Here is an 18,792-nt window from a genome sequence, read left to right as displayed (position 1 = left end):
GGAGCTTCTAGAGGTGTTTAGAGGGGTTATGGATAAGATTCGGGAAAAGTTGTTAAGTCTACCAAGGCGACGCAAGCGTTTTCTGCAGGTGCTAACTGATATCGCGTTGGTTTGGGCTGCTCTGTGGATGGCATTCGTTGTGCGTCTGGGGCTTGACGAGATGGTCAATCCGGTCACCCAGCATCTGTGGCTCTTTCTCAGCGCACCGCTCGTGGCAATACCTCTTTTCGTTCGTTTCGGAATGTATCGCGCCGTTATGCGCTATTTCGGAAATGATGCCCTGATTGCAATTATCAAAGCTGTCACATTGTCGTCTTTGATACTTGGTGTCGTGGTGTATTGGTACAGTAATCATCAAAATGTCGTTCCGCGATCGATCATTTTCAACTATTGGTGGCTTAGTTTGATCATGATCGGCGGGCTACGCCTGGCGATGCGTCAATATTTTTTAGGCGATTGGTTCAGTGCCGCGCAGCATGTACCGTTCACCAATCGGGACAATGGCTTGCCGAAGGTCGCCATCTACGGGGCGGGGGCTGCAGGTAATCAGCTTGTTGCTGCGTTACGGATGGGGCGCGTCATGCGCCCCGTCGCATTTATTGATGACGACAGTGGAATCGCCGATAGGGTGATTTCCGGGCTACAGGTCTACAAACCAAAGCATATCCAACAGATGATTGATAATACCGGAGCTCAGGAAATTCTCCTGGCTATCCCGTCATCCAATCGCGGTCGTCGACGTGAAATACTCGGCTTCCTTGAGGGGTTCCCCCTTCATGTGCGAAGCGTGCCTGGTTTCATGGATTTGGCCAGTGGCCGAGTTAAGGTCGATGATATTCAGGAAGTCGATATCGCGGATCTTCTTGGGCGCGATGCGGTACCCGCACAAGCGGATTTGCTTGAACATTGCGTCAAGGGCAAGTCAGTTCTGGTGACCGGGGCCGGTGGCTCTATTGGTTCCGAGTTGTGTCGGCAGATTCTGTTGTTGCGCCCTACGACGTTGCTGCTCTTCGAGCATAGCGAATTCAATCTATACAGTATTCTTTCCGAGCTGGAACAACGTGTTTCCCGAGAGTCATTGTACATACGGCTTATACCTATCCTTGGTTCGGTGCGTAACCAGAATAAATTACTCGATGTGATGAAAACCTGGCGCGTCGATACCGTTTACCACGCTGCGGCATACAAACATGTTCCGATGGTCGAACATAATATTGCCGAAGGTGTTCTCAATAATGTCATCGGCACGTTGAATACCGCGCAGGCGGCACTTCAGGCGGGAGTGGCCAACTTCGTATTGATCTCGACTGACAAGGCCGTTCGTCCGACGAATGTGATGGGCAGTACCAAGCGTCTGGCTGAGTTGACCTTGCAAGCGCTGAGCCGGGAAGTGGCTCCAGTCTTGTTTGGTGATAGCACCAATGTTTCCCGCGTTAACAAGACGCGCTTCACCATGGTCCGTTTCGGAAATGTTCTCGGGTCTTCTGGCTCGGTCATTCCGCTGTTCCACAAACAGATAAAGTCCGGCGGCCCCCTGACGGTGACGCATCCGAAAATAACGCGTTACTTCATGACCATTCCAGAAGCCGCTCAGCTCGTTATTCAGGCCGGCTCGATGGGGCAGGGAGGCGATGTCTTTGTATTGGATATGGGGGAGCCGGTAAGAATTGTCGAGCTCGCCGAAAAAATGATCCATCTTTCAGGCTTGAGCGTTCGCTCGGAAAAGAATCTGCATGGCGATATTTCCATAGAGTTCACTGGCTTGCGGCCTGGTGAAAAGCTCTACGAAGAGTTGCTGATCGGCGATAACGTGGCGGCCACCCAACACCCGATGATCATGACTGCCAACGAGGATCATCTGCCCTGGGACGTGCTTAAAATCAAGCTGACTGAATTGCTCAGCTCAGTCGAGCAGGATGACTACGTTCGCGTTCGCCAGCTTCTTCGTGAAACCGTCAGCGGTTACGCTCCCGATGGTGACATTGTCGATTGGATCTACCAGCAGCGCCGGTTGGAGCCTTGATCGTTTCACATTCGGTAACGTAGGCGTTTTTGACAGCTCCAGCATATCGCCTAAATTTGGGAAGCAGCTTAGGAAAAGCTGCTTCCCAATCAATGTCATGGAGCGTCATCTTATGCGTACAAGCTATTTCTACTCGTTGGTGTTTGCCCTCTTGAGTGGCGCATCGATTGCCGCCATCGCTGCTCCTGAGGCTAAAACGGGGTCCGTGGAGTCTTCCGTAGTGATGGACTCAGTTACCAAAGCGAATGTAGATAAGGTTGATCTTAATGCTGCAGACGCATCCACGCTTCAGCGCGAGCTGAGTGGTATTGGTGAGGCAAAGGCAAAGGCGATTGTTGCATACCGTGACAATAACGGACCATTTGCATCAGTGGATGAGTTGCTTGAAGTCAAGGGAATTGGCAAGGCAATCCTAGAAAGGAACCGTGACAAGCTGGAAGTTAATTAATGAAGATATAAAAAAGGGCCGATCATTGATCGGCCCTTTTTTTAATGAGGCTGTCCCGTCCTGAATAAGGTTTACACCTTCTGATCTGTTTTTCAGGAGGACGTAATGGAATCAGCAAAAAGGCGTAGTCAGCGAGACTACACGCTGACCTTTAAATTGTCGGTCGTCGATCAGGTCGAAAAAGGCGAGCTGAGTTATAAAGAGGCTCAGGAGCGCTACGGGATTCAAGGCAAAACGACCGTTCTGACGTGGTTACGCAAGCACGGTCGGCAGGATTGGAGCCCAGGCAGATACATTGGCTCGCCGAGGATGGGGTCTATGCCCGACAAAAACCGACCATTAACGCCAGAGCAACGCATCAAAGAGCTTGAAGAGCAGTTAGCTCTGTCCAATCAGAAAGCGCAGTTTTTCGAGGCGGTCGTGGATGTCTTGAAGAATGACTACGGTCTCTCTGTCGTAAAAAAGCGTCCCGGCAAGTCCTCGCGCAAAAACGAATCAAAAACCTGAGCATCAGCAGGGCTTGCCAGTTCATGGGGATAAGCCGACAGGCTTACTACAAACGCAATCGCGCCGATGCTGCTCGTCTGGGGCTGGATCAGAAGGTTGCCGATTTCGTTCAGCAAAAACGTCAGCGGCAGCCGCGTTTGGGCACCCGAAAGCTGCATTACTTGCTGCATTGCCAGCCCCAACTTGAACTGCAAGTGGGTCGAGATCGGCTGTTTTCGATTCTGCGGGAAAGACGTTTATTGGTAGCTCGCAAGCGGTCTTATCACAAGACGACCAATAGTCATCATCGCTTTCACCGCCACCCGAACCTGCTCAAGCCAGGTCCTGATCAGGTTGTTCCAAGCGGCCCGGAACAAGTCTGGGTGGCTGACATCACCTATTTGCCCACTCAGGACGGTGTGGCCTATCTGAGCCTGGTAACGGATGCTTTTTCGCGAAAGATCGTGGGCTATCACGTCCATGAAAGCCTTCACACCGAGTCGGTAGCACAGGCACTGCGCCGGGCGGTAAAGCACCGTCGGACAGAGCAGCCGTTGGTGCATCATTCAGATAGAGGTATCCAATATTGCTCGGGGATGTACCAAGCGTTGCACGCGAAGTACGGTATTCGATGCTCAATGACGGACGGCTATGACTGCTACCAAAATGCCTTGGCAGAGCGGGTCAACGGGATATTAAAGACAGAGCTTATGCTCCAGCGACCACAGGATTTAACGCAGGCGAAGAAGATGGTGAGTGAGTCGGTATCGATCTACAACGGTGAGCGTCCGCACCTGTCTTTGAAATACAAAACGCCCGATGCGGTGCATCGGGCGTCAGGGTGAAACAGGTGTAAACCTATTTCAGGACTAGACAGGCGCTAGATAATTGCCAGATAAGTGCAGCTCATGTCTCAATCATTTTTTTCGGAAACATAACTATCCGTGCCAGAGCTACTGCAATGCCGAGCATGAACCCGAATACCAAGCCCAACCCGACGATCAACGTTTTCTTGGGTTTTATAGGTGATGGTGGCGGTGAAGCCGACCTGTCGATATTAACGAGATTGAATTGATCGAAGTCGATATGCAGGTTTTTCAGGTGCGCCAGTTCCTCGCGGATATCGCTCAAACCTTTTAAGAATAGCTCTTCGTTTCTACGTTGTTTAAGTAATGCTACCTGGCGGTTGGTAGCCAGCAGACTCAGCTCTTTTTGGATTTCGTCAACGCGAGGTTCGGTAAAATCATCTGAGTTTCGTGAAACCAGTGTTGCGCGCTCTGCTTCCAGTGCCGATTGACCCATGAAGTACAGAGGTATTGTCTGGTTGCTCACCTCGGTACGAATCATATTGCCCTGCCTCGTCTGCGATGCTTCACCAAGCGCGGACGGTGTAGTCGGGGAGACAATACCCAGTTTCTTGGCAATGGATATTGCTTCGTCCAATTGCTTGATCCGATTCTGCCGGCGAGTTTGCAACTGCTGACGCAGAGCCTTTAGCTCGTCTTGAAGGTTTTCCTTCTTGAGTTGGTCTTTCTCTAGAAGCTTTGCAATTTTTGAATCGGTTTCAGCTTCATATGCAGCTTTCTTTGAAACGAGCTTTCTCTCGGTTTGGGCGATGCGGTTGGCGATGATTTTATTAAAGTCTGCTTCGACTTTTTCTTTTTCGCGCTTGATTACAAAGTCGGTGAAGTTGTTGACGATAGAAACGCCATCCATCCCCGACGGATATTCCGCGCCAAATTGGATCGCATCGGAAAGACTGGCGGCTTTTTTAGAGTCTATCTGCTCAACTGAAAAAGCATTCGCATTGAAACGGTCGAGCGCATCTTTTGTGGACATCCCATCGGGCTGTACCGGAGACAGCAACTCAGGATTTGCCTGGAAAAATTGCAGGCGTACATAATAGGACTCAAGCGACGAACCAACTCGTTTTAGCGCTTCTTCCGGCGCGATTTTATAGAGCCCGGACTCGTTCAGCGTGTCCAGCTCTACCAAGGCAACAGGTGTAATGTAGTTTTGGACTTTATATTGCGGTTGTGCGGTTAAAGCATAAGTCACTGCAATTGCCGTAGACAGTCCGGTAAATAGCAGAATTATGCCTCTTTGCTTCCAGATATCCCGAAGGAGTGCGGGAATATCGATCTCGTGATGCTCATTCTCTGAACGTATTTTTGCAGGGAGATTCATTAAACGCTCACGTTGAAAAATTAGGTGCTGTCGGAAGCCGCGCAGTACGCTTTTGAAAAATATTTAGCAATATTTTGCATTCTCGCGTATCTAAAATCTGTCCACAAGCTATTGACAGCAAAACTGTCATATTCGTCTGAACGCTCTGTTCTCGGGCTTTCAAAGGCAACAAGGGCTCCTTGTGAACCCGAACTGAGCTGCCGGCGGGCCACACAATTGCGCTCATCTTATTCGTTTGCATCCTGTGAGATTACGTGTGTAATATTTTCCGGGGTCATGGCTATACTCATGGCTCATGTCATCACCTACGCCCACCGGGAGCACATTTATGAACGCTGTCCAGTCTCAGGGCTCGGCCCTTATCACCGGAGCTTCCTCCGGCATCGGTGCGATTTACGCCGAACGTTTGGCGTCGCGCGGCTACGATTTGCTGTTGGTCGCGCGGGATGAACAGCGGCTGGAGGCTGCCGCCACCAAGCTGCGCGCGGAGCATGGCGTACAGGTAGAAGTGCTCAAGGCGGATCTCACCCACAAAGACGACGTACTCAAAGTCGAGCAGCGCCTGCGCAGCGATTCGGCCATCAGTCTGCTGGTGAACAACGCCGGGGTCGCCACCGAGGGGCTGTTGGCCAATGCCGACATGGAGCAGCTGGAGCGTCTGATCCAGCTCAACATCACGGCGGTCACCCGCCTGGCGTCGGCCGCCGCCGCGGGTTTCGCCAAGGCCGGGCGTGGCACGATCATCAATATCGCCTCGGTGGTTGCGCTGTTCCCTGAGCGTTTCAATGCCGTCTACAGCGCGAGCAAGGCCTACGTGTTGAGCCTGACGCAGTCGCTGAATGCCGAACTCGACGGCACCGGGGTCAAGGTGCAAGCGGTGTTGCCGGGCGTGACGCGTACGGAGATCTGGGAGCGCTCCGGCATCGACGCCAGTGGCATTCCGGCGGAAATGGTCATGGAAGCGGGGGAGATGGTCGATGCGGCACTGGCGGGGCTGGATCAGGGTGAGTTGATCACCATTCCCTCGCTGCCCGATGCCGGGGAGTGGCATTCATTCGTTGCCGCGCGTCAGGTGATGGCACCGAACCTGTCGCGCAGTTCGGCGGCACAACGTTACAAAAATTGATCAGGGGTAACTGCGGTATGGATCAGCGTCGAATAGTCGTCACCGGCATGGGCCTGGTGTCTCCTTTGGGAAGTGGCGTCGAAGTGGTCTGGCAGCGCTTGCTGGCCGGACGTTCCGGGCTGCGCAATTTGCCGGACGCAGTGATTGCCGATCTGCCGACTCGGGTCGGTGGTGTGGTGCCGACGCTGGAGGAGGATTCCGAAGGCGGTTTCGATCCGGATCGCGCCACGCCGCCGAAGGAGCAGAAGAAGATGGACCGCTTCATTCTGTTCGCCCTGGAAGCGGCCCGGCAGGCGCTGGAACAAGCCGCCTGGCGGCCTTCCGAAGCGGGTGATCAGGAGCGCACGGCGACCATTATCGGCTCCGGCGTCGGTGGCTTCGGCGCGATTGCCGACGCGGTACGCACCACCGACAGCCGCGGCCCGCGCCGCCTGTCGCCATTCACCATTCCCTCGTTTCTGGTCAATCTGGCCGCCGGTCATGTGTCGATTCAGCACGGCCTCAAAGGCCCGTTGGGCGCTCCGGTGACCGCCTGTGCCGCCGGGGTGCAGGCTATCGGTGATGCGGCACGCCTGATCCGCGCCGGTGAAGCGGATATCGCCATCTGTGGTGGTGCGGAGGCGTGCATTGATCGCGTCAGCCTTGCCGGATTCGCCGCGGCCAGGGCGCTGTCCAGCGGCTTCAACGATACGCCCGAGCGTGCCTCGCGGCCCTTCGACAGTGCCCGGGACGGGTTTGTCATGGGCGAGGGCGCCGGTCTGGTGGTCATCGAATCCCTTGAGCACGCCCTGGCGCGGGGTGCGCAACCGCTGGCCGAGCTGGTCGGCTATGGCACCAGCGCCGACGCCTATCACCTCACTGCCGGGCCGGAAGACGGCAGCGGTGCGCGGCGGGCCATGGCCCTGGCATTGGCGCAGGCCGGCATCACGGCGGACCAGGTGCAGCATCTCAACGCCCATGCCACCTCGACCCCGGTCGGCGATCTTGGTGAACTGGCGGCGATCAAGTCGCTGTTCGGCACGCAGAATGCGATCGCCGTGACCTCGACCAAATCCGCCACCGGACATCTGCTCGGCGCAGCCGGCGGGCTCGAAGCGATCTTCACCTTGTTGGCGATTCGCGATCAGATCGTGCCGCCGACGCTCAATCTGGACAATCCGGACCCAGCGAGCGCAGGCGTCGACATCGTGCACGGCCAGGCGCGTGCGCTGCCTATCGAGTACGCGTTGTCCAACGGCTTCGGTTTTGGCGGGGTCAATGCCAGCGTGTTGTTCAAGCGCTGGCAGGCTTAGTCCTGCGAGCGCTTCACCTGATCGCGGGTGACGTCGAGGATGCGCTGAGCCAATTCGCTGTCCGCCACGCTGCGTGATAACAGGAGGGCGCCGACCAGGGTCGACATGATGACGATGCTGCGTTCGGCGCTGTTTTCGCCTTCGAGGGTGCCGGCGATTTGCGCCAGGCGCGCGTTGAGCACGGCATCGCTGGTCGGGCTCGGCTGGCCACGCAAGCCCAGCTCCGCCGAGAGGGTTGGCAGCGGGCAGCCTTCGTGCGGAGAGGTCTGATGCCATTCGGACAGGTAGGTATCGACGAATGCCTCGAGCGGTCGTTCCTGGGCGAAGATGTTCGTGCACAGCCCGGCTACTTGCTCGCCCGCGGCCTGCAAGGCCTTTTCCACCAGTTCGTCCTTGGACTTGAAGTGCGAATAGAAACCGCCATGGGTCAGGCCGAGCGCCTTCATCAGCGGCTGCAGGCCGGTCGCACCGATGCCGTCCTTGCGGAATCGCTCGGAGGCTTCCTTGATGATGCGCTGATGGGTCTGGGCTTTATGATCCTGCGAATAACGCATTGGAAACTCTCCGCAACAAGGTTGCCATCTTACCCAATGGAAATGGTATGGTGACTGTACTTCTACTTCTAAAAAGCATGCAGATGCGTCCAACTGGGTCGTAACGCCGAGAAAAGTTGGCATGGATAGTGGTTGCTCGTTTCGCACCCACCAGCGAGGAAGCGCCCCATGTACAAAGACTATCCGGCGGCCTATCAAGTCAGCAAAGGCTCGGCATTGCAGGTCGACACCGCGTTCTACGAGCGGATTCGCGCTGAGAAGAGCGCGCGCACGCTGATCGAACAGTTCGAGGTGCCGATCCGCACCGGCCGCGCCTGGCACGTGCCGGCCGGGCACGTGTTTCGTGTCACCACACCGGTGGGGCCGCAGGTGGGCGACTTCAATGTGTGGAATGCCCACGATCCGCGCGAGCGCCTATGGGCGGCGCGTACCCGCCAGTTACAGGGCGCGCACGTCAGCACCCACGGTCGCTTGTGGTCGAACCTGCCGTTCCTGCGGCCGCTGGTGACCATCACCGATGACAGTCTCGCCGCCTACGGCATCGACGAGCACGGCGCACGCCTGCATGACTTGCTCGGCACCCGTTGTGATCCGTATGTGAACAAAATGCTCACCGGCGAAGACTTCCACCACCACTGCCATTCCAACCTGACCCGCGCCGTGCTGCCCCATGGCCTGACCGAGTTCGATGTGCATGACGTGTTGAATATCTTCCAGTGCACCGGCCTCAATCACGACGGCCTGTACTTCATGAAGGCCTGTCCGGCGCAGAAGGGCGACTACCTGGAGTTTTTCGCCGAAATCGACTTGCTGTGCGCCTTGTCGACCTGCCCCGGCGGCGACCTGTCGCTGGCGATGTGGGGGCCGGACGCGCAGGATCCGCTGGCCGTATGCCGGCCGCTGGGTGTGGAGATCTATCGCCTGGAGGACGCTCTGCTCGATGGCTGGAGCCAGCCGGAGCGTGCCGCCTACAAGGGTTTGCACGGCCTGCACGTGGCCAAGGCCGCTTGGGAACAGTAGCTGTGGAAAACAAAACCCCGCCGGGCAGGCGGAGTTTGTTGTTCAGCGGTCCTGCCCGTCCTGGGCATCCGCTTCGGCATTGCGTTCAGCGACGCGGCGCCGCTGCTCATCGGTCAGTTCAACCTTGTTGGCGGTGTCGCGCAACATCATCAGTCCGCCAACGATCGAGCCGATTGCAACGACCAGAATCAACCAGGCATACCAGGGCATAACGGCTCTCCTTAATGGCAGCTCGGCGAGCGAGGGTTTCGCCAGCGACGCTGCATACCACTTTGAGCGAAGTGAGTTCGCAGTGGTTCCATTCTAGGCCCGATATCCCCGGTGTACCCGAAATCCCTGTAGGAGCTGCCGAAGGCTGCGATCTTTTGACTTTGCTTTTTCAAAAACAAGATCAAAAGATCGCAACCTTCGGCAGCTCCTACATGATGGGTTATCGCCCCGTCAGCATCGCATCGGCCGGCGCATCAGCGCGCAGTTGCCCGGTGAGCAGGAAGTAACCGAAGCCGACTGCCATGAAGCTGAGGAAAATCAGCCCGATCAGTGTGTTGAACCAAGCCATGGCAATCAGGCAAACCACCGCCAGCACCAGCGCGATCAACGGAATCAGCGGATAGCAGGGCGCACGGAAAGTGCGCTCTAGATTGGGTTCGGATTTGCGCAGTTTGAACAGGCTGAGCATGCTCATGATGTACATCACGATCGCGCCAAACACGGCCATGGTGATCATCGCCGCGGTAAGGGTCATCCCACCGAGATTGATCAGACCGTCGCTGTAGATTGCGGCGATGCCGATGATGCCGCCGGCGATGATCGCCCGGTGTGGGGTCTGGAAGCGCGAGAGTTTCGCCAGCGACGCCGGCAGGTAACCGGCGCGGGCGAGGGCGAAGAACTGCCGCGAGTAGCCGAGGATGATCCCGTGGAAGCTCGCCACCAGACCGAACAGACCGATCCACACCAGCATGTGCAGCCAGCCTGAGTTATCGCCGACCACGGTTTTCATCGCCTGCGGCAGCGGGTCGTTGATGTTGGCCAAGGTGCGCCAGTCGCCGACGCCACCGGCAAAGAACATCACGCCCATCGCCAGCAACACCAGGGTCAGGATGCCGCTGATGTAGGCCTTGGGGATCGTGCGCTTCGGATCCTTGGCTTCTTCGGCGGCCATGGCCGCACCTTCGATGGCCAGAAAAAACCAGATAGCGAAAGGAATTGCGGCGAACATCCCGGCAATCGCTGGTGCGCCAAAAACGTCCGAACCGGCCCAGCCATTGAGCGCAAAGTTGCTGAAGCTGAAGGCCGGAGCGACCACGCCCATGAACACCAGCAATTCGGCGACAGCGAGCACGCAGACGATCAACTCGAAGGTTGCCGCCAGTTTCACCCCGAGGATGTTCAACCCCATGAAGACGATGTAGGCGCCGACTGCCGCGTGTTTCGGGTCAAGCGCCGGAAATTGCACGTTCAGGTAGGCGCCGATCGCCAGCGCAATCGCCGGTGGTGCGAAAACAAATTCAATCAACGTCGCCAGTCCGGCGATCAGCCCGCCTTTTTCTCCGAAGGCCCGGCGACTATAGGCAAACGGCCCGCCCGCATGCGGAATCGCCGTGGTCAGTTCGGTGAAGCTGAAGATGAAGCAGGTGTACATGGTCGCGACCATGAACGAGGTCACCAGAAAACCCAGCGTGCCGGCCACGCCCCAGCCGTAACTCCAGCCGAAGTATTCGCCGGAAATCACCAGCCCGACGGCGATACCCCACAGGTGCAAGGTGCCCAGCGTGGGTTTGAGTTGTGTGTTCATGCGCATGCTCCCGGAACGGTTTGGAAAGCTCGGGGGAGGGCGTGTGCAGTGGGCGTGCCATTGCTGCGAGTCAGGTCGTAATGCGCTGAAAGCTGTCGTATCGGGGATGTTCGCGGCTGGATGAGCGTTTTTTGTGCGCCAGTTGGGTGCGATGTTGTCGGTTATGCCGTCTTCGCGAGCAAGCCCGCTCCCACATTGGATCTGTGGCGTTCACAAATCCCCTGTGGGAGCGGGCTTGCTCGCGAAGAGGCCCGCCAACACGACGCAAAACCCACCTGTAACGAACGCATAAACCGACTCTTTACGCTTTCTTTATGCGCCGCCGCACCCCTCGGTCTCGTTCCTTTACAGCCTCCTTTCCGACAATGCCTCCACACGCGGCAATACGCCGTAATACGGAGATCTTCCATGAGCGTTCTGGACGGGGTGTCCCTGCTGTTGGCAGCCGGGCTGTTCATTTATCTGTTGGTTGCGCTGTTGCGCGCGGACCGGAACTAGGAGCGGCTATGCACAGTTATGACTATTGGCTGATCCTCGCGTTTTTTGCGGTGGTCTTGCTGCCGGCGCCGTTCCTCGGGCGCTTCTACTACAAGGTTATGGAAGGTCAGCGCACTTGGCTGACGCCGATTCTCGGCCCGGTCGAGCGCGGTTGCTATCGGATTTCCGGGGTGGATCCGCAGGCTGAGCAGAGCTGGCAGAAATACACGCTGGCCTTGCTGGCGTTCAACCTTGCCGGTTTCCTGCTGCTGTTCGCGATCCTGTTGTTTCAGGATCACCTGCCGCTGAACCCGCAAAATCTGCCGGGCCAGGAATGGACCCAGGCGTTCAACACCGCGGTCAGCTTCATGACCAACACCAACTGGCAGTCCTACAGCGGTGAAGCGACGCTCAGCTACCTGAGCCAGATGGTCGGCCTCACTGTGCAGAACTTCGTCAGTGCCGCCACCGGTCTCGCGGTGCTGGTTGCGTTGTGCCGTGGCATCGGGCGCAAGTCGGCCAAGACCTTGGGCAACTTCTGGGTCGATATGACCCGCGCCACCCTCTACGGCCTGCTGCCGCTGTGCCTGCTGCTGGCGCTGTATCTGGTGTGGCAGGGCGTACCGCAGACCTTCGCGCAATACGTCAATGCCGTCACCATGCAGGGCGTCGATCAAGTGATCCCGCTTGGCCCGGCCGCCAGCCAGATTGCGATCAAGCAACTGGGTACCAACGGCGGTGGCTTCTTCGGTGTGAACTCGGCGCACCCGTTCGAGAACCCGACCGCGTGGAGCAACCTGTTCGAAGTCACTTCGATCATCCTGATCCCGGTGGCGCTGGTGTTCACCTTCGGTCATTACGTGAAAGACCTGCGTCAGAGCCGCGCGATCATCGCCTGCATGCTCGCACTGTTCCTGATCGGCGGCGCGACTTCGCTGTGGGCCGAATATCAGCCGAACCCGACCCTGAACAACGCCGCTGTCGAGCAGACCGCGCCGCTGGAAGGCAAGGAAGCGCGCTTCGGCACCACCGCCACTGTGCTGTGGTCGGTGACCACCACCGCCGCGTCGAACGGTTCGGTCAACGGCATGCACGACAGCCTCAACCCGCTTAGCGGCATGGTGGCGCTGGTCAACATGATGGTCGGCGAAGTGATCTTCGGCGGCGTCGGTGCCGGGCTGTACGGCATGTTGCTCAACGTGTTGATCGCGGTGTTCCTCGCCGGCCTGATGATTGGCCGCACACCGGAATACCTCGGCAAGAAACTGCAGGCGCGGGAAGTGCAATTGCTGGTCGTGACTCTGTTGGTAATGCCGATCGGCGTGCTGGTGCTTGGTGCGATTGCCGCCACTCTGCCTGGCCCGGCGGCGACCATCAGCAACCCCGGACCGCACGGTTTCAGCCAGTTGCTCTATGCCTACACCTCGGCCAGCGCCAACAACGGCTCGGCTTTCGGTGGCCTGAGCGCCAACACGCCGTTCCACAACCTGATGCTCGGTCTGGGCATGTTGATCGGTCGCTTCGGCTACATCCTGCCGGTACTGGCCCTGGCCGGTAGCCTGGCAATGAAGAAAACCGCACCGATCGGCCAGAACAGCTTCCCGACCCACGGCCCGCTGTTCGTGACCCTGCTGACCGTGACCATTTTGCTGGTAGGCGGCCTGACCTTCCTGCCGACTCTGGCGCTCGGTCCGATTGCTGAACACCTGAGCTTGGGCTTCTAAGGAATCCATCATGAATATGCATGTTCCTGCAAAACCTGCGGTGCCGACCAAGTCGGCAGAAGCACCGAAAACCGCGATCTCGGCCCTCTGGCGTCCGGCGCTGGTGCAAGCCTTCGTCAAGCTTGACCCGCGCCAACTGGTGCGTTCGCCAGTGATGTTGGTGGTCGAACTGACGGCGATCTTCACCACCGTGCTGTGCTTCATCCCGGACAACGTCGTGCCGACTTTCGTCGCCGCGCAGATTGCTCTGTGGCTGTGGTTCACGGTGCTGTTCGCCAACTTCGCCGAAGCCTTGGCCGAAGGTCGCGGCAAGGCTCGCGCCGACAGCCTCAAGGCTGGCAGCGAAGGCCTCAGCGCGCGGCGCAAACTGGGCAATGGCAGCTTCCAGGTGGTGCCCGCCGCCAGCCTGCGCAAAGGTGACGTGGTGCGCGTCGAAGCGGGGGAGATGATCCCCGGTGACGGCGAAGTCATCGAAGGCATCGCGGCGGTCAACGAGGCGGCGATCACCGGTGAATCGGCGCCGGTGATTCGCGAGTCCGGCGGCGATCGCTCGGCGGTCACCGGCAACACGCGCCTGGTGTCCGACTGGTTGTTGGTGAAGATCACCGCCAACCCGGGTGAATCGACCCTCGATCGTATGATCGCGCTGGTCGAAGGCGCCAAACGCCAGAAGACCCCGAACGAAGTCGCGCTGGATATCCTGCTGATCGGCCTGACGCTGATCTTCCTGCTGGTGGTGGTGACCCTGCAGCCGTTCGCCCACTTCGCCAACGGCAGCCTGCCGCTGGTGTTCCTGGTGGCGCTGCTGGTCACACTGATTCCGACCACCATCGGTGGCCTGTTGTCAGCCATCGGTATTGCCGGGATGGATCGTCTGGTACGGCTGAACGTGATCGCCAAATCCGGTCGCGCCGTGGAAGCGGCCGGTGACGTGCACGTGCTGCTGCTGGACAAGACCGGCACCATCACCTTCGGCAACCGTCGTTGCAGCGCGGTGTATGCCGCGCCGGGCGTGAGTGGTCGCGAGTTGGCCGAAGGCGCGTTGTTTGCCTCGCTGGCGGACGAAACCGCCGAAGGCAAATCCATCGTCGAGTACCTGCGCGGTCTGCACCCGCAAACCGAGCCGGCACTGGATACGTTGACTGCCGTGCCGTTCAGTGCGGAAACCCGTCTCTCCGGTGTCGACTATCAGGGCCGCGTCTATCGCAAGGGCGCCGTCGATTCGCTGCTGGCCTTCCTCGGTCAACAGCGCTCCGATCTGGCCCCGGCGCTGTCGCGGGAAATCGACAAGATCGCGCAGAGCGGCGGCACGCCGTTGCTGGTCTGCGCCGACGGCAAGCTGCTCGGTGCGATCCATCTCAAGGACGTGGTCAAGCCAGGCATTCGCGAGCGTTTTGCCGAGCTGCGCAAACTGGGGATTCGCACGGTGATGGTCACCGGTGACAACCCGTTGACCGCTGCGGCCATCGCGGCAGAAGCGGGCGTCGATGACGTGCTCGCCGAAGCCACCCCGGAGAAGAAACTGGCGCGTATCCGTCTTGAGCAGAACGACGGTCGTCTGGTCGCCATGTGCGGCGACGGCGCCAACGACGCCCCGGCGCTGGCCCAGGCTGACGTCGGCATGGCGATGAACGACGGCACGCAAGCCGCACGCGAAGCAGCCAACATGGTCGACCTCGACAGCGACCCGACCAAGCTGCTGGACGTGGTGCAGATCGGCAAGGAATTGCTGGTGACCCGTGGCGCGCTGACAACCTTTTCCATCGCCAACGACGTCGCCAAATACTTCGCGATTCTGCCGGCATTGTTCGCCGCGATTTATCCGCAACTGGGCGTGCTGAACATCATGCAGTTGACCAGTCCGCAGAGCGCGATCCTCTCGGCGATCGTCTTCAACGCCTTGATCATCGTGGTGCTGATTCCACTGGCACTGCGTGGCGTGCGGGTGCAAGCGGCGAGCGCCGCGGCACTGCTGCGCCGCAACCTGCTGATCTACGGACTGGGCGGGATTCTGGTGCCGTTCGTGGGGATCAAGGCGATCGACATGCTGCTCACGGCTTTGCATTTGGTTTGAGGTTGGAAGAGCCCCTCACCCTAACCCTCTCCCGGAGGGAGAGGGGACTGACTGAGGTGTTTGTAAGAGGCGTACCGACCTGGGATAGCGAGCCAAACTCAGGTCTGGAAAAGCGCAGAGATCGGCTCCCTTTCCCCTCGCCCCCTTGGGGGGGAGGGCTGGGGTGAGGGGGAAAAGATCTCCCTGACACCCCGCAAAAGTTTGCCCAACGAATTCGAGGATTTTGCAATGTCCACAATGATACGTCCGGCCCTGAGCCTGGTGGTGCTGATGACCCTGATCACCGGCGTGGCCTATCCACTGGTGGTGACCGGCGTTGCGCAGGTCGCTTTCCCTGAGCAGGCCAACGGCAGCCTGGTGCACGATGCCGACGGCAAGGTGCGCGGCTCGTCGCTGATCGCCCAGGATTTTGTCGGTGATGCGTGGTTCCATCCGCGTCCTTCGGCGGGCGCGTTTGCTACCGTATCGAGCAGCGCCAGCAACCTCGCGCCGAGCAATCCGGCGCTGGCCACTCGGGTAATCGACGACGCCAACAAGTTGCAGGTGCCAGGCCAGGGGCCGGTGCCATTGGCGTTGCTGACCACTTCCGGCAGTGGTCTCGATCCGCACTTGCCTCCGGCGGCAATTGCCTATCAACTGGCGCGTGTCGCGCAAGCGCGCAACCTGCCGGTGGCGACCTTGCAGCAACTGCTCGATGCGCACATCGAACAGCCGCTGGTGGGCCCGCCGGTGGTGAATGTGCTGGAGCTGAACATGGCGCTGGAAAAGCTGTAATTCTGCGGCGCTGCCATTCGCGAGCAAGCTCGCTCCCACAAGAGCAACACTGAACCTGTGGGAGCGAGCTTGCTCGCGAAGAGGCCACAACTGGCAACGCATAAACATCTGACTGAAGAGATCAAGCATGAGCGACTCCGGCCGCGCCGACGCGCTGTTAGCAGACCTGCCCCGCGACGGCCGTGGCCGGCTGAAGATTTTCCTCGGCGCCGCCCCCGGGGTCGGCAAGACCTACGCCATGCTCCAGGCCGCGCACACGCAATTGCGCCAGGGCGTGAAAGTCATCGCCGGTGTCGTCGAAACCCATGGTCGTGCGGAAACCGAAGCGCTGCTCGGCGGTTTGCCGCAGCAGCCGCTGGTGCGCTCGGAATACCGTGGCGTGATGCTCGAAGAAATGGACCTCGACGGCTTGCTCGCGGCCAAGCCGAAACTGGTGCTGGTGGACGAACTGGCGCACACCAACGCCCCCGGCAGTCGCCACGCCAAGCGCTGGCAGGATATTCAGGAACTGCTTGCCGCCGGCATTGACGTCTACACCACGGTCAACGTCCAGCACCTGGAAAGTCTCAACGATCAGGTGCGCGGCATCACCGGTGTGCAGGTGCGCGAAACCCTGCCGGACTGGGTGCTGCAGGAGGCTTACGAACTGCTGCTGATCGACCTGCCGCCGCGTGAATTGCTGGAGCGTCTGCGCGAAGGCAAGGTCTACGTGCCGGAGCAGGCGCGGGCGGCGATCGATGCGTTTTTCACCCAGACCAACCTCACCGCGTTGCGTGAACTGGCGATGCAAACGGCGGCCGCGCAGGTTGATAACGATCTCGCGCAAGGCTATCGCCAACTCGGTCAGGCGGCTCCGGCGGTGCGTGGGCGTTTGCTGGTCGGCGTCGATGGCGATGCGCATGCCGAACGCCTGGTGCGTCACGCCAGCCGGGTGGCCCAACGTCGGCATTTACCGTGGAGTCTGGTGCACGTCGACAACGGCACGGTGCGCGACGAGCAATCGCGCCTGCGCCTGCAAAATGCCCAGCAACTGGCTGAACGCCTCGGCGGTGAGGTGGTGTTGTTGCGCGCCGGCGAAGTGGCGAAAACCCTGATCCAGCATGCCGCCGAACGCCGTGCGAGTCTGCTGCTGGTCGGCCAGTCGCGGCCGAGTCTGCGGCGTCGCCTGTTCGGTGGTGGGCTCGCCGCGCGTTTGCTGCGCCAGGCCCACGGCCTGGAAATCAACGTACTCGACAACGATCATGAACACCCGCAACAGCGCCTGCGAACGACGCCGACGCTGGTCTGGTTCGACTATCTGTTGGCGCTGGTTGCCACGCTGCTGGCCAGTGCGCTGGCGTGGGCGGTATCGAGTATTTTGCCGCTGCCGAACATCTCGTTGGTGTTCCTCGCGGCGGTGTTGCTGGTGGCGGTGCGCAGCAGCCTGGGCCCGGCGCTGGCCTGCGCGGCGCTGTCGTTTCTGACTTACGATTTTCTGTTCATTCCGCCGAATTTTTCCTTCGCCATCCAGCGCGAAGAAGACGTTTTGACCTTGCTGTTCTTCCTGCTGATGGCGGCGCTCACTGGTAACCTCGCGGCGCGTCAGCGGCGGCAGTTGCAGGCGTTGCGCGACACGCAGGAAGAGACCACGGAGCTGCTGGATCTGTCGCGCAAACTCACTGCCGCGACGGATCGTCAGGCAGTGATCAGCGCTGCGGCGCAGCACCTCAACGGCTGGAGCGATCTGCAATTGTGCCTGCTCAACCGCGACGGCCAGGGCGGTTGGAAAGTCGAGACCGGCGGGCCGCTGGAGTTCAGCGAATCCGAACGCGCCGCCGCCGACTGGGCCTGGCAACACGATCAACCGGCCGGCATGGGCACCGGCACGTTGCCGTTCGGTCGCTGGTGGTGGTGGCCGCTGTCAGTGGAGGACGGGCCGCTGGCGTTGCTCGGGGTCTGCGCCAAAGAAGGCCAGACCTTGAGTGGCCAGCGTCGACGCCTGCTCACTGCGTTGAGCCAGCCACTGGCGCAGGCACTGGCGCGGGCGCAACTGGCGGACGATCTGGAAGCTGCGCGCCTGCACGGCGAAACCGAGCAATTGCGCAGCGCGTTGCTGGCCTCGGTGTCGCATGATTTACGCACACCGCTGACCGCCATGCGCGGCAGCATCGACAGCCTGCTGGCCCTCGGCGAAGCCATTCCGCTGGAGGATCGCCGCGAGTTGCTCGAAGGCACCCGCGACGAAGCCGAACGCCTCGACCGTTACATCCAGAACCTGCTGGACATGACCCGCCTCGGCCACGGTGCATTGAAGCTCGCGCGCGACTGGGTAGCGCCGGCGGACATCGTCGGCAGTTCGCTCAATCGCCTGCGTGCGGTGCTCGCGCCGTTGCAGGTCAGCACCGACGTGCCGTCCGAGTTACCGCTGCTGTTCGTGCATGCGGCGCTGATCGAACAGGCGCTGGTCAATGTGCTGGAAAACGCTGCGCGCTTCTCGCCGGCGCACGGTCGTTTGCAATTGAGTGCCGGGGCGAATGACGAAGAGATCTTCTTCACGGTCAGCGATGAAGGGCCGGGAATTCCAGAGGATGAACGGGCGAAGATTTTCGACATGTTCTACACCGCTGCGCGCGGTGATCGCGGCGGGCAGGGCACCGGTCTGGGGCTGGCGATCTGTCAGGGCATGGTCGGTGCGCATGGCGGGCGGATCAGCGTCGCCGAGGGCATCGACGGGTGTGGCACCAGCATCACCTTGCACCTGCCATTGCAGGCGCAACCGGGGATGGACAATGAAGCCTGAGCCCGGCTGCGCTACTCTCTTGCCAATCTTTTG

14 protein-coding genes and 1 pseudogene are annotated in these 18,792 nt (G+C 59.5%); 11 read left to right on the top strand and 4 right to left on the bottom strand.

What is annotated here, in order from left to right; genetic code table 11:
• Nucleotides 1-28 precede the first annotated feature (28 nt).
• The 3 genes and pseudogenes from ACS4NR_RS13365 to ACS4NR_RS13355 all read left to right on the top strand — a co-directional run bounded on the left by ACS4NR_RS13365 (nt 29) and on the right by ACS4NR_RS13355 (nt 3,830).
• Nucleotides 29-2,023 carry a polysaccharide biosynthesis protein gene (locus tag ACS4NR_RS13365; protein ID WP_456020331.1) on the top strand — a complete coding sequence of 665 codons (1,995 nt, stop codon included), beginning with the start codon at nt 29-31 and terminating at the stop codon, nt 2,021-2,023.
• A 112-nt stretch (nt 2,024-2,135) separates the two neighbouring features.
• On the top strand, nt 2,136-2,471 hold the full coding sequence (locus ACS4NR_RS13360) for a ComEA family DNA-binding protein (RefSeq protein WP_456020330.1): 336 nt from the start codon (nt 2,136-2,138) through the stop codon (nt 2,469-2,471).
• Between the two features lie 105 nt (nt 2,472-2,576).
• Nucleotides 2,577-3,830: pseudogene (locus ACS4NR_RS13355) on the top strand (IS3 family transposase).
• Nucleotides 3,831-3,863: 33 nt separating this feature from the next.
• Here ACS4NR_RS13355 and ACS4NR_RS13350 read toward each other — a convergent pair.
• Nucleotides 3,864-5,144 (bottom strand): Wzz/FepE/Etk N-terminal domain-containing protein, encoded by a 1,281-nt coding sequence (locus ACS4NR_RS13350; RefSeq protein ID WP_456020329.1) that lies wholly within the window; start codon nt 5,142-5,144, stop codon nt 3,864-3,866.
• Between the two features lie 328 nt (nt 5,145-5,472).
• Between ACS4NR_RS13350 and ACS4NR_RS13345 the strand changes: the two genes are divergently transcribed.
• Together ACS4NR_RS13345 and fabF are read left to right on the top strand one after the other, a co-directional pair.
• Nucleotides 5,473-6,270 carry an SDR family NAD(P)-dependent oxidoreductase gene (locus ACS4NR_RS13345; RefSeq protein ID WP_456020328.1) on the top strand — a complete coding sequence of 266 codons (798 nt, stop codon included), beginning with the start codon at nt 5,473-5,475 and terminating at the stop codon, nt 6,268-6,270.
• 17 nt (nt 6,271-6,287) lie between these two features.
• Nucleotides 6,288-7,562 (top strand): beta-ketoacyl-ACP synthase II, encoded by a 1,275-nt coding sequence (gene fabF / locus ACS4NR_RS13340; RefSeq protein ID WP_456020327.1) that lies wholly within the window; start codon nt 6,288-6,290, stop codon nt 7,560-7,562.
• Here the strand turns inward: fabF and ACS4NR_RS13335 are convergent.
• Nucleotides 7,559-8,116: a TetR/AcrR family transcriptional regulator gene (locus ACS4NR_RS13335; protein WP_456020326.1), complete on the bottom strand. Its 558-nt coding sequence runs from the start codon at nt 8,114-8,116 to the stop codon at nt 7,559-7,561. The genes fabF and ACS4NR_RS13335 overlap by 4 nt on opposite strands.
• 168 nt (nt 8,117-8,284) lie before the next feature.
• Here ACS4NR_RS13335 and ACS4NR_RS13330 point away from each other — a divergent pair, with 168 nt between their 5' ends.
• Nucleotides 8,285-9,136, top strand: a complete 852-nt coding sequence (locus ACS4NR_RS13330; RefSeq protein WP_456020325.1) for an urea carboxylase-associated family protein — start codon at nt 8,285-8,287, stop codon at nt 9,134-9,136.
• 42 nt (nt 9,137-9,178) lie between these two features.
• On the opposite strand, the gene ACS4NR_RS13325 is transcribed toward ACS4NR_RS13330, so the two are convergent.
• On the bottom strand, nt 9,179-9,346 hold the full coding sequence (locus tag ACS4NR_RS13325) for a DUF2897 family protein (RefSeq protein WP_285420637.1): 168 nt from the start codon (nt 9,344-9,346) through the stop codon (nt 9,179-9,181).
• Between the two features lie 220 nt (nt 9,347-9,566).
• The gene (eat, locus tag ACS4NR_RS13320) at nt 9,567-10,931 is read right to left on the bottom strand and encodes an ethanolamine permease (protein WP_456020324.1); all 1,365 of its coding nucleotides are present in this window, start codon (nt 10,929-10,931) and stop codon (nt 9,567-9,569) included.
• A gap of 408 nt (nt 10,932-11,339) precedes the next feature.
• Here eat and kdpF point away from each other — a divergent pair, with 408 nt between their 5' ends.
• The 5 genes from kdpF (at nt 11,340) to ACS4NR_RS13295 (ending at nt 18,759) form a co-directional block, all read left to right on the top strand.
• Entirely contained in the window at nt 11,340-11,429 is a 90-nt protein-coding gene (gene kdpF / locus ACS4NR_RS13315) for a K(+)-transporting ATPase subunit F (RefSeq protein ID WP_007963673.1), read from the top strand.
• Between the two features lie 8 nt (nt 11,430-11,437).
• On the top strand, nt 11,438-13,132 hold the full coding sequence (gene kdpA, locus ACS4NR_RS13310) for a potassium-transporting ATPase subunit KdpA (RefSeq protein ID WP_115984027.1): 1,695 nt from the start codon (nt 11,438-11,440) through the stop codon (nt 13,130-13,132).
• Nucleotides 13,133-13,142: 10 nt separating this feature from the next.
• Entirely contained in the window at nt 13,143-15,206 is a 2,064-nt protein-coding gene (gene kdpB, locus ACS4NR_RS13305) for a potassium-transporting ATPase subunit KdpB (protein ID WP_166496848.1), read from the top strand.
• Nucleotides 15,207-15,434: 228 nt separating this feature from the next.
• A complete protein-coding gene (gene kdpC / locus ACS4NR_RS13300) occupies nt 15,435-15,980 on the top strand; it encodes a potassium-transporting ATPase subunit KdpC (protein WP_095137285.1) in 546 nt (181 codons plus the stop codon).
• 127 nt (nt 15,981-16,107) lie between these two features.
• Nucleotides 16,108-18,759: a DUF4118 domain-containing protein gene (locus ACS4NR_RS13295; RefSeq protein ID WP_456020323.1), complete on the top strand. Its 2,652-nt coding sequence runs from the start codon at nt 16,108-16,110 to the stop codon at nt 18,757-18,759.
• Nucleotides 18,760-18,792 lie beyond the last annotated feature (33 nt).

The organism is Pseudomonas sp. JQ36, from assembly GCF_053851495.1.
This window is presented reverse-complemented; position numbering and strand designations above follow the sequence as displayed.